10 protein-coding genes are annotated in these 11,606 nt (G+C 69.8%); 9 read left to right on the forward strand and 1 reads right to left on the reverse strand.

Going from position 1 to position 11,606, the window contains the following annotated elements; translation table 11 throughout:
• The 7 genes from DW298_RS04465 to DW298_RS04495 form a co-directional block, all read left to right on the forward strand.
• Positions 1-3,042: invasin domain 3-containing protein (locus DW298_RS04465; protein ID WP_205820254.1), on the forward strand; the 3,042-nt coding region annotated here is incomplete at its 5' end.
• A 73-nt stretch (positions 3,043-3,115) separates the two neighbouring features.
• Complete coding sequence (locus DW298_RS04470; protein WP_136041276.1) at positions 3,116-4,552, forward strand: NAD(P)/FAD-dependent oxidoreductase; 1,437 nt, start codon at positions 3,116-3,118, stop codon at positions 4,550-4,552.
• A gap of 141 nt (positions 4,553-4,693) precedes the next feature.
• The gene (locus DW298_RS04475) at positions 4,694-4,996 is read left to right on the forward strand and encodes a DUF427 domain-containing protein (protein ID WP_136041277.1); all 303 of its coding nucleotides are present in this window, start codon (positions 4,694-4,696) and stop codon (positions 4,994-4,996) included.
• A 43-nt stretch (positions 4,997-5,039) separates the two neighbouring features.
• Positions 5,040-5,912 (forward strand): ATP-binding cassette domain-containing protein, encoded by an 873-nt coding sequence (locus DW298_RS04480; protein WP_136041278.1) that lies wholly within the window; start codon positions 5,040-5,042, stop codon positions 5,910-5,912.
• Positions 5,909-6,592 carry an ABC transporter permease subunit gene (locus tag DW298_RS04485; protein ID WP_136041279.1) on the forward strand — a complete coding sequence of 228 codons (684 nt, stop codon included), beginning with the start codon at positions 5,909-5,911 and terminating at the stop codon, positions 6,590-6,592. The genes DW298_RS04480 and DW298_RS04485 overlap by 4 nt, the downstream gene beginning before the upstream one ends.
• Positions 6,589-7,314 (forward strand): ABC transporter permease, encoded by a 726-nt coding sequence (locus DW298_RS04490; protein ID WP_136041280.1) that lies wholly within the window; start codon positions 6,589-6,591, stop codon positions 7,312-7,314. The genes DW298_RS04485 and DW298_RS04490 overlap by 4 nt, the downstream gene beginning before the upstream one ends.
• A 48-nt stretch (positions 7,315-7,362) precedes the next feature.
• Positions 7,363-8,274 (forward strand): ABC transporter substrate-binding protein, encoded by a 912-nt coding sequence (locus DW298_RS04495; RefSeq protein WP_136041281.1) that lies wholly within the window; start codon positions 7,363-7,365, stop codon positions 8,272-8,274.
• A gap of 287 nt (positions 8,275-8,561) precedes the next feature.
• Here the strand turns inward: DW298_RS04495 and DW298_RS04500 are convergent, their stop codons facing one another.
• Entirely contained in the window at positions 8,562-9,815 is a 1,254-nt protein-coding gene (locus tag DW298_RS04500; protein ID WP_136041282.1) for an AI-2E family transporter, read from the reverse strand.
• Positions 9,816-9,877: 62 nt separating this feature from the next.
• Here DW298_RS04500 and DW298_RS04505 point away from each other — a divergent pair, with 62 nt between their 5' ends.
• Both DW298_RS04505 and DW298_RS04510 read left to right on the forward strand, forming a co-directional pair.
• A complete protein-coding gene (locus DW298_RS04505) occupies positions 9,878-10,177 on the forward strand; it encodes a chorismate mutase (protein WP_021200128.1) in 300 nt (99 codons plus the stop codon).
• Positions 10,178-10,338: 161 nt separating this feature from the next.
• Positions 10,339-11,505 (forward strand): ROK family protein, encoded by a 1,167-nt coding sequence (locus tag DW298_RS04510; RefSeq protein WP_136041283.1) that lies wholly within the window; start codon positions 10,339-10,341, stop codon positions 11,503-11,505.
• Positions 11,506-11,606: the final 101 nt, after the last annotated feature.

An 11,606-nucleotide genomic window follows, 5' to 3' on the forward strand; every position in this document is an offset into this window, starting at 1 on the left:
ACGTCGACGATCACCGCGTCGCCGACCTCGATCACCGCGAACGGCACCAGCACCTCGACAGTGACCGTCACCCTCCTCGATGCGAACGGCAACGTCGTCGCGGATGCGGGCGACGTGGTCGGTCTGTCCACCACGGCCGGTACCCTCGCGGCGGTGACCGACAACGGCGACGGGACGTACACGGCCGTGCTGACGTCGGCGACCACGGCCGGCTCCGCGACGATCTCGTTCACCATCGCCGGGGCTCCCGCGGACGACACCGCCACGGTGCAGTTCACCGCGGGCTCGGCGAGCCCCGCGACCTCGACGATCGCCGCCGACCCGCCGTCGATCACGGCCGACGGCACGAGCACCTCGACGATCACCGTCACCGCGCGCGACGCGCAGGGCAACCCCGTCACGACCGGCGCGGACATCGCGATCACGACGAGCGCAGGAACGGTGGGGGCGACCGTCGACAACGGTGACGGCACCTGGTCCGCGACACTCACTTCCCCGACGGCCGCCGGTTCCGCAACGGTCGGTTTCACGGTCGACGGTGAGACGAGCCCGAATGTGGCGATCGTGGCGTTCACGGCAGGTGCAGCAGACGCGACGGAGTCCACCATCTCGGCCTCGCCGACGTCGATCACGGCAGACGGCACCAGCACCTCGACGATCACCGTCGCGCTGGTCGACGCCAACGGCAATCCCCTCACCGCTTCGGGGGGAACGGTCACGATGGCCACAGACGCGGGCACGCTCGGGAGCGTGACCGACAATGCGGACGGCACCTACACCGCCGTTCTCACCTCGACCACCGCGGTGGGGACCGCGGTGGTCAGTTTCACGGTCGCGGGTGACCCGAGCCCGAACACGGCGACCGTCGCCTTCACGCCCGGGCCCGCCGATCCGTCGACCTCGACGATCACGGCATCTCCGGGGATCATCCCCGCAGACGGCTCCAGCACGTCGACCGTCACCGTGACCCTTCTCGACGCGAACGGCAACGCGACCGGTACATCCGGCGGAACGGTCGCGCTCACCGCCGACGTGGGCACCGTGGGTGCCGTCACCGACAACGGAGACGGCACGTACACGGCGACCTACACGTCGCCGACATCCACCACGCCGCCGGCGGCGATCATCGGGTTCTCTCTCAACGGCACGACAGGCACCCAGACGGCGACCGTCGCCTTCGTCGCCGGCGTGCCCTCGACGACGACGTCGGAGATCGCGGCGAGCCCCGCCACGATCACCGCGGACGGAACCAGCACTTCCACGGTCACCGTCACCCTGCGCGACGGCAACGGCAACCCCGTGCCGGACGCCGGGCCCGTCGTCGGGATGACGACCACGGCCGGTGTCCTCTCCGGAGTGACCGACAACGGCGACGGCACCTACGCCGCGACCCTGACCTCGGCCACCCTCGCCGGCACGGCGACGATCAGCTTCACGATCTCCGGTGCCGGCGCGAGCGATACGGCTGCCGTGACTTTCGTTGCGGGCGCTCCGGATGCCGGAACGTCGACGATCACCGCGGCGCCGACTTCGATCACCGCTGACGGCGTCAGCACCTCCGCCGTGACGGTGACGCTCTTCGACGCCCAGGGCAATCGCGTGCCGAGCGGCGGTGCCGAGGTGGCCATCCAGACGGATGCCGGCACGATCGGCGCACCCGTCGACAACGGCGACGGCAGCTACACGGCGACTCTGGTGTCTGCCGAGACGGTGGGAACCGCGACACTGAGCTTCACGGTCGCCGGCGCGGCCGGCGGCGCCACCGCGAGCGTCGAGTTCACCGTCGGCGCGGCCGATCCCGCCACCTCGACGATCGCCGCCGCACCGTCCACGATCGAGAACGACGGCGTCGCCGCGTCGACGATCACCGTGCAGCTCTTCGATGCGTCGGGCAACGCGCTGAGCGTCGGAGGCGACACCGTGGCCCTCACGACCACACTCGGCTCACTGAGCACCGTCGTCGACAACGGCGACGGGACGTATTCCGCGAGCCTGACGTCGACCACGAGCGGAGTGGCGACGATCGGCTTCCTCGTGAACGGAGTGACCGCGACGGCGACCGCCCTCGTCACCGCTGTGGACACTGCGGCCCCGGCCGCGCCGGTCATCACCGGCCCCGCCGACGGCGGAACGGTTCCGGGTGTTCCCGTGATCTCGGGAACCGGCGAACCCGGCGCGACGGTCACCGTTGCCGATGGCGACGGAAATGAGGTGTGCAGTGCCGTCGTGGCAGTCGACGGCACGTGGACGTGCTTCCCGTCCTCGCCTCTGCCGGAGGGGGAGACCGAGCTGATCGCCACGCAGACCGATCCTTCGGGAAACACCAGCCCGGAGTCGGAGCCCGTCGACATCACGGTGGACCGCACGCCTCCCCCGCCCCCGGTGCTCGCGCCCACGGATGGAGAGACGATCTCGGGAACGTCCGAGCCCGGTTCGACGGTGATCATCAGCGACACCGGCGGCAACGTGCTGTGCACCGCGGTGGCGGACAGCAACGGGGACTTCTCCTGCACACCGGCCACCCTGATCCCCCCGGGGACGGTCGTGGTGGCGGTCGCGACGGACGACGCCGGCAACGCGTCCGACCCCGCCTCGGTGCGCGTCGGCGGACCGAGCATCGAGTTGCAGCGCGACGTCGCCTCTCCCGGCGACACGCAGGTGGCGATCGGGCGCGGCTTCCTCCCGGGGGAGCGTGTCAGCGGGCTCCTGACATCGACGCCCGTCGATCTGGGTACGCTCACGGCCGATGAGATGGGAACCGTGACCTTCACCTTCGTCCTGCCCGCCGACATCGAACCCGGCACGCACCGCGTCACGCTGACGGGCGAGGTCAGCGGTGAGGTCTGGGCGGAGTTCGAGGTTCCTGCGCCGCCGGCTCCGCCTGCCCCGTCGGGGCTCTCGACCACCGGCGGGCAGGCGCTCGCGGGCCCCGCGGGCTTCGCGGCGGTTCTCATGCTGGTCGGTTCGATGCTCATCCTCGGGGCGCGCCGACGCCGGTCCCGGGCACTCCGCCAGGAGGTGACGGGAACAACTCACCCGTGACTCGACGTTGCTCTTGAGCGAGACTGGGCGACGGAACCGGACGACGGAACCGGCCGACGAGAGGGTGCGACGCATGACCGCTGCGGAGAAGACCGACGAATACGACCTGATCGTTCTGGGCGGAGGGCCGGTCGGCGAGAACGTGGCCGACCGTGCCGTGCAGGGCGGCCTCACCGCGATCATCGTGGAGAGCGAGCTCGTCGGAGGCGAATGCTCCTACTGGGCGTGCATGCCCTCGAAGGCGCTGCTCCGTTCGGCGCAGGCCCTCCGCGCGGCGCAGCACGTGGCGGGGGCCTCGCAGGCGGTGACCGGCAAGCTCGACGTGCGGGCCGTGTTCGACCGCCGTGACTCGTTCACCAGCAATTGGTCCGACAACGGGCAGGTGAAGTGGCTCGACTCGGCCGGCATCGACCTGGCCCGCGGCCACGGCCGACTCACGGGCGAGCGCGAGGTGACGGTGACGGATGCCGATGGCGTCGAGCGTGTACTCCGCGCCCGGCACGCGGTCGCGATCAGCACCGGATCGGATGCGGTCATCCCGCCCATCGACGGACTGCGCGAGGCCTCCCCGTGGACGAGCCGCGAAGCGACCAGCGCCGAGGAGCTGCCGGAGAGCCTGGCCGTGATCGGCGGAGGCGTGGTGGCCGTCGAGATGGCGACCGCGTACGCCGCACTCGGCTCGACCGTGACCGTGATCGCGCGCAGCGGGCTGCTCGGCGGGATGGAGCCCTTCGCGGGCGAGCGGGTGGCCGCGGGGCTGAAGGAGCTCGGCGTGGATGTGCGCACCGGAACCGGCACCACGTCGGTCCGCCGCGACGGCAGCGGCGTCACCATCACCCTCGACGGCGGTGAGGAGATCACCGCGACCGAGGTGCTCGCCGCGACCGGGCGCTCGCCCCGTAGCGGAGACATCGGGCTCGAGGTCGTCGGCCTCGAACCGGGTCGCTGGATCGCAACGGACGACACGCTCCGTGTGCCCGGCTCCGACTGGCTGTACGCGGTCGGGGACGTGAACGGACGCGTGCTGCTCACCCACCAGGGCAAGTATCAGGCGCGCGCCGTCGGCGATGTGATCGTCGCCCGCGCGAAGGGTGACGACGTCGATGACGCGCCGTGGGGCCGGCACGTCGCCACGGCCGATCAGGCCGCTGTCCCGCAGGTCACGTTCTCGATCCCCGAGGTCGCCTCGGTCGGACTCACCGAGGCCGCCGCGCGCGACGCCGGGAAGGCCGTGAAGGCCGTCGACTACGACCTGGGCTGGGTCGCCGGCGCGAGCCTGTACGAAGACGGCTTCGAGGGACAGGCGCGCCTCGTGATCGACACCGAGCGCGACATCGTGGTGGGTGCGACGTTCGTCGGACCCGAGGTGGCGGAGCTCGTGCACGCCGCGACGGTGGCGATCGTGGGCGAAGTGCCCATCGCCCGCCTCTGGCACGCGGTGCCGTCGTACCCGACCGTCAGCGAGATCTGGCTGCGCCTCCTGGAGGGCTACGGACGCGATTCGGCCTGATCCCCACGGCGGCAATCCGATCGAGGGAGGGCGCCGAACAGCATCCGGATTGTTTCCCACATTGACGGCCCGCGCGCAACCCGCCGGGCCGATGTCGCCACCTTCTTATACGCTCGAACCCACATCCGAGGAGGCAGGACCATGAAGGCTGTACTCGCAGGAACCGTCATCGCCGAGGCCGACGAGAGCGAACTCGTCCGCATCGAGGGCAACTGGTACTTCCCGCCCGCATCCGTCGCGCCCGGCGCGCTCGTCGAGAGCCCCACGCCCTACACCTGTCCGTGGAAGGGTGCCGCGCAGTACTTCTCCGTGCAGACCGAGGGCGAGCTCCACACCGACTACGCGTGGTCGTACCCGAACCCCTACCCCTCGGCCTTCGATCGCGTCGGCAAGGACTTCTCGGGATACGTGGCCTTCGACCCCCGCGTCGAGGTCGGCCCGTAGTCCTGCCTGCCCTCGCATCGATCGACCGACTGGAGACCAGCCCATGATCGAGTTCCGCAATGTCACAAAGCGGTTCCCCGGCGGCGCGCTCGCCGTCGACGACTTCAGCCTGGTGCTGCCGTCGCGCAAGACCACCGTGTTCGTCGGTTCCTCCGGCTGCGGCAAGACCACCCTGCTGCGGATGATCAACCGCATGGTCGAGCCGACCTCCGGCGATGTCGAGATCGACGGCGAGAGCGTGCTCCACGGCGACCCGGTCGCCCTGCGTCGGCGCATCGGCTACGTCATGCAGAACTCCGGACTCATGCCGCATTTCACGGTGATCGACAACGTGGCCACCGTGTTGCGGCTCACCGGCGTGAAGAAGGCCGCGGCGCACCAGCGGGCGCGCGAGCTGCTCGACACGGTCGGGCTCGACCAGGCGCTCGCCGACCGGTACCCGAGCCAGCTCTCCGGCGGTCAGCAGCAGCGCGTCGGCGTGGCCCGCGGGCTCGCCGCCGACCCGAACATCCTGCTCATGGACGAGCCGTTCGGCGCGGTCGACCCCATCGTCCGAGCCGACCTGCAGCAGGAGACCATCCGCCTCCAGCACGAGCTCGACAAGACGGTCGTGTTCGTCACGCACGACATCGACGAGGCCTTCCTGCTCGGCGACCAGGTCGTCATCCTCGACAAGGGCGCGCGCATCGTGCAGGTGGGCAGCCCGAGCGAGATCATCGAGAACCCGGCCGACGACTTCGTGGCCGCGTTCATCGGCGCCGACCGCGGCAAGCGGGCGCTGCACCTCAAGCAGACGCCGCGCGGAACCGTGGTGGTCGACTCCGAGGGACGCACGCAGGGTTCGATCATCGACGTGCCGGATGCAGTCACCGATGCGCTCCTGAGTGAGGAGAGCGCGACGAAGGGCGCTCCGTGAACTGGGTCGTCGACAATCTCGGCCTCATCCTCGAGCTGACCGTGATCCACCTGCAGCAGAGCGCGATCGCGATCGTGCTCGGCTTCGTGCTGTCCGTGCCGCTCGGGTGGTTGGCCTGGCGTTACCAGCTGGTGAAGGGGCCGGTCATCGTCCTCACCGGACTGCTCTACACGATCCCGTCGCTCGCGCTGCTGATCCTCCTGCCGTCTGTGGCGGGCTACCCGGCTCGCGACCCCATCAACCTCATCATCGGCCTCACCATCTACGCGATCGCGATCCTGGTGCGGGCGGTCTCCGACGGCCTCGACTCCGTCGACCCCGCGATCCGCCAATCCGCCACGGCGATGGGCTACGGCGGTTTCCGACGGTTCTGGACGGTCGACTTCCCGCTCGCGGGGCCCGTGGTCCTCGCCGGGCTCCGGGTGGCTGCCGTCAGCACGATCTCGCTCGCCACGGTCGGCATCCTCGTGGGCGTCACCAACCTCGGCTACCTGTTCGAGAACGGCCTGCAGCGCCGCATCCTCGCCGAGGTGTTCGCCGGTGTCGTCGCGGTCGTGGTGATCGCGCTCGTGATCGACCTGCTGCTCCTGCTGCTGGGGCGCGCGCTGATGCCGTGGACGCGCGCGTCGAAGACTCCGTCGGCCGCTCGTCGGGCCGTGAGCATCGGGGCCGCCGCATGAACGTGTTCACCGACGCCCTCGCCTGGCTCTTCTCCCCCGACCGGTGGGAGGGGCCGTACTCGCTGCCCATCCTGTTCGGACAGCACATGTACTACACGCTGATCTCGGTGGTGATCGCCGCGGTCATCGCCGTTCCGATCGGCTGGCTCATCGGGCACACCGGACGAGGACGGGAGTTCGCCGTCGCGGTCTCCGGTGCGGCGCGGGCGATCCCGTCGTTCGGCCTTCTGGTGCTCCTGGTGCTGCTGCTCGGTGTGCTCCGCATCCCCGAAGCCGCGATCATCACGTTCGTCCTGCTCGCGATCCCGTCGCTCCTCGCGGGCGCCTACACGGGCCTCGAGGCCATCGACCGACGGGTGCTCGACTCGGCGCGCTCCATGGGGATGACCGAATGGCAGGTGTTCTGGAAGGTCGAGGTGCCGCTCGGTCTGCCGCTCCTCGTAGGCGGCATCCGCTCCGCCCTCCTCCAGGTGATCGCCACTGTGACGATCGCCGCCTACGTGAACCTCGGCGGTCTCGGCTGGCCGATCATCCAGGGCATCCCCCTGCGCAGGTTCGATCAGGTGCTCGGCGGGGCGATCCTCGTCGCCGTCCTCGCGCTCGCCGTCGACCTGGTCTTCGCGCTCCTCCAGCACGCCGCCGTCCCCGCGGGCGTGCGAGCCGCACCGCGCAAGCGTCGATCGCGCACCGCCCTCAAGGCCGCGGCTGCCGCCCCCGCCTGACACCGACCCACAGCATCCATCCCGTTGTCCCAGAGAAGAGGAAGTCCCATGTTCACAGCACGTAAGTCACGACTCGCCCTCGCCGGTGGCGTCTCGCTCGCCGCGGCGCTCGTCCTCGCCGGCTGCACCAACAGCAACCCGCTCGACGCTCCGACCGACGACGCAGGCTCCGGCGACGAGACCATCGTCATCGGCTCGCAGGCGTACTACTCGAACGAGATCATCGCCGAGATCTACTCGCAGGCGCTCGAGGGCGCCGACTTCACGGTCAAGGAGGAGTTCAACATCGGACAGCGCGACGCGTACATGCCCGATGTCGAGTCCGGCGCGATCGACGTCTTCCCGGAGTACACGGGCAACCTGCTCGAGTACCTCGACAAGGACGCGACCGCGACCAGCCCCGACGACGTCTATGAGGCACTCAAGGAGGCGCTGCCCGACGGGCTCACCGCGCTCGACTACGCCGAGGCATCCGACCAGGACACGTACACGGTGCTGAAGAGCTTCGCGGACGAGAACGGCCTCACCTCGATCTCCGACCTCTCCAAGGTCACCACGCCGGTCACCATCGGCGCCGCGCCGGAATTCGAGCAGCGCCCCTACGGCCCGGCCGCGGCCAAGGAGGTCTACGGCGTCGACCTCGCCTTCTCTGCGACCGGCCCGACCACGCTCGAGTCGCTGCTGGCGGGCGAGATCCAGGTGGCCGACATCTACTCGGCAGACCCGGCGTTCCAGACCGAGGACATCGTGGCGCTCGAAGACCCGGAGAACATCATCCTGGCCTCGAACGTCGTGCCGATCGTGTCCGACGACCTGCCCGATGGGGCCGCCGACGTGATCAACGCCATCAGCGCCAAGCTGACCGCCGAAGAGCTCGTCGCCCTGAACGTGCAGAGCACGGTCGACCAGAAGTCGGCATCCGACATCGCCAAGCAGTGGCTGGCGGACAACGACCTCTGAGTCGTCACCTCGACAGAAGCGCCCGGCCCCTCAGGGGGTCGGGCGCTTCGTCGTCCCGTCGTCCCGTCGTCCCGTCGTCCCGTCGTCCTGCCGTCCTGCCGTCCTTCCCGAATCGGCACAGCTTCGGAGATCGCGCCGGACGCGCCGGATGTTCGCCGCCCGCAGCGGCGTGTCGGTCCGAATCTCCGAAGTTGTGCTCGGGCGGTCGCAGCGAGGGGCAGGTCGGGGGCGGTCACAGCGAGGGGCAGGTCGGGGGCGGCGCAGGGAGGGGCAGGGCGGGGCGACGGTCAGATTCGGGCGTCCTGCTTCGGTACCAGGACCTGCTTGATGATGATGAGGATGGATGCCGTGACCGGCACGGCCACGAGCGCGCCGAGGAGCCCGAGCAGCGTGCCACCCGCGAGGGCGCCGATCACGACGAGGGAGCCGGGGACGGAGACGGCGCGGTTCATCACGCGCGGGGTGATCACGTAGGCCTCGATCTGCATGTAGACGAGGTAGATCGCGGCGAAGACGAGCGCGGCGATCGGGTTGCTGAACAGGGCCAGGCAGGTGCCGAGGATCCAGAACAGCACCGAACCCACGAGGGGGATCAGGGTGACGCAGAACGCGATCGCCGCCATCAGCGGCGGGAACGGCAGGCCGAGGAAGAAGTAGAGCAGGAACGCCAGCGTCGCATTGCAGAACGCGAGGATGACCATGCCCATCACATATCCGCCCACCGAGTCGGTGATCTGGTCGGTGATGTCTCCGGCGCGAGCGCGGTCGCGGGCCGGGACGAGACGCAGCAGCCCCTGCTTCATGGCGGGGAGCGACGCGAGGAAGTACAGCGTCAGGACCAGGACGATGATGGCGCCGGAGATGCCGGTGGCGATCGAGGCTCCGACGGCCAGTGCGCCGCCGCCGATCGTCGCCAGGTTGCCGAAGTCCGAGAGGAAGGCCTGCACCTCGGCGACGAGGTCTTGGAACTGATCGCCGAACTGCGCTTCGAGGGTCGCATAGAGGTCGCTGCCGGTGAACTCCCGGATCATGCCGGGCACCGAGCGGACGAAGCTCGAGATCTGTTCGATCACGACGGGGAGGATCATCCACAGCACGAGAGCCACCACGACGATGAGGCTCAGGATCACGACCACGACCGACAGCACCCGTGAGACGCCGCGCCTCTCCAGGAACCGGACGGCGGGGTCGAGGCCGAGCGCGCCGAACAGCGCGAGGGCGATGTAGATGAGCACGGTCGACAGGCTCGTGAGGGCGAGGCCGATCACGATCGCACCGAGGCCGCCGAGGGTCACCAGGAAGCCGAACACGAAGGGGCGGTCGATGCGCGTCCAGAAGGAGCGGCTCGGCGTCGTCGGCTCGATCACGACCGGACGGGGCGCGACGGAGGGTTCGGTCGACGCGGCCTCGGATGCCGGAGCGGATCTGCGTCGGGCGGGCGCAGAATCCGTGGTGTCGCTCGTCACCGCGTCGTCGTCGACGGCGCTACTCGGTGCGGCACCGTCGAGGGGCGCGGAGGCAGGCGACTCTTCGTTGTTCATGTGCTCACGATAGCGGTGCGACAGGTCGAAATCCGGGTGTTCCGCGGCTCTAGAGTAGGGGCATGACCGCCGCCGAGGACCCGAAGGCCGAACTGCTCCGCCTTCGCGCCACCATCGACAACATCGACGCCGCACTGATCTTCATGCTGGCCGAGCGCTTCCGCGCGACTCAGCAGGTCGGGCACCTGAAGGCCGAGCACGAGATGCCGGCGTCCGACCCGAATCGTGAGGAGCAGCAGGTCGCGCGGCTCCGGGCTCTCGCCGAAGAGGCCCATCTCGATCCGGAGTTCGCCGAGAAGTGGTTCAACTTCGTGGTGGCCGAGGTCATCCGCCACCACACCGAAGCGGCCGAGAGCCGCTGAAGGAGGTGCCGGACGGGCGACGGTGTGTGCAGCACTCGCCCGTCCGGAGCTTGGGAGGTCGGAAGACCAACTAAGTTCAATGAATAAACTTAGGGAGAGACTACGGATCGGCCCACGATCTGTCAACAGCTCGCCACCGACGAGCTCGGAATCGGGAACACATGCTCAACGCGGATGACAGCCTCGACACCCAGGCGTCGGTGCGGCGTGCGAACCTGCGGCGGGCGCTGCAGCTCGTCTTCCGGAACCCCGGCACGCAGACGCGGGCGGGCATCGCGAGGTCGACCGGGCTGACCGCGGCCACCGCGTCATCGCTGGTCGCCGAACTCATCGAGGGTCGGCTGATCGTCGAGGGGGAGCAGGCCGCGAGCACCGGCGGCAAACGGGCGACCACCCTCAGCGTCGATGCGAGCCACCACCTGATCCTGGTGCTGGTGATCCAGCCGCTCCACGCGCACATCGCCCTCGTGGCGCTCGACGGCACGGAGATCGAGACGCGGCGGGTGAGCTACGGCGTCGAGGACCGGGACCGCTCGCTCGACGAGGCGCTGGCGGCCGTCGCCCGAGAGTTCGGAGGGAGACTGCTCGCCGCGGGTGTGCAGCTGCCGGGGACGACGGACGGTCGTGCGGTGCTGGAGAGTGTGCAGCTGAAGTGGGAGGGAGTGCCCCTCGCCGAGCGGTTCGAGCGGATTCTCGGTGCGCCCGTGCTGCTCATCAACGACGTCGACGCCGAGGCGATCGCCGAAGCAGGCATGGAGGAGTCACCCTCCGGATACCGGCTCTTCCTCCATCTCGGCGGCGGTGTGGGGGCAGCCGTGACGCTGAACGGCGAGCTCGCGCCCGGCCCCCGCGACCGCGCCGGGGAGATCGGCCACGTGCAGGTGGTGTTCGGCGACGCGGCCCGCCTCTGCCGCTGCGGCCAACACGGCTGCCTCGAGTCGGCGGCCGCCCTGGGGGCGATGCTCGGCGACGGGTTCTCGGACGCCATGGACGCCACCGAGATCCGTGCCCTCGTCGCCCAGGCCGACCAGGACGACCTCGACGACGGTGCGCGGGCTCTCGCCAGGGCGGTCAAGCTCATCAGCGCTCTGCTCGATCCGACCGAGGTGGTGATCGGCGGTCCCGCAGTGGTCCTCGGAGACCGCTTCCTGGATCTCGTGCGCCGTGAGACGGCCTATCCCGCGCGAGGCACCGTTCAGGTCCCCGTCCGCTACGCCGACCCTCGGGTGTCGCTCGCGGCCGGCGCCGCGCAGGCTGCACTGACCTCGGCGCTCGGAGTGCGCTGGAGTCCGGCGCAGCTGCGCGCAGCATCCGTCCCTCGCACCTGATCTGTCAGCGTGCCTGGCCTGCCAGGGCAGCGCCCACCTCCGGCATCCGCCCTGCCAGCATCCGCCCTGCCAGCATCCGCCCTGCCAGCATCCGCCCTGCC

Source organism: Microbacterium sp. A20 (genome assembly GCF_004794515.1).
In the GTDB taxonomy this organism is placed as follows: Bacteria; Actinomycetota; Actinomycetes; order Actinomycetales; family Microbacteriaceae; genus Microbacterium.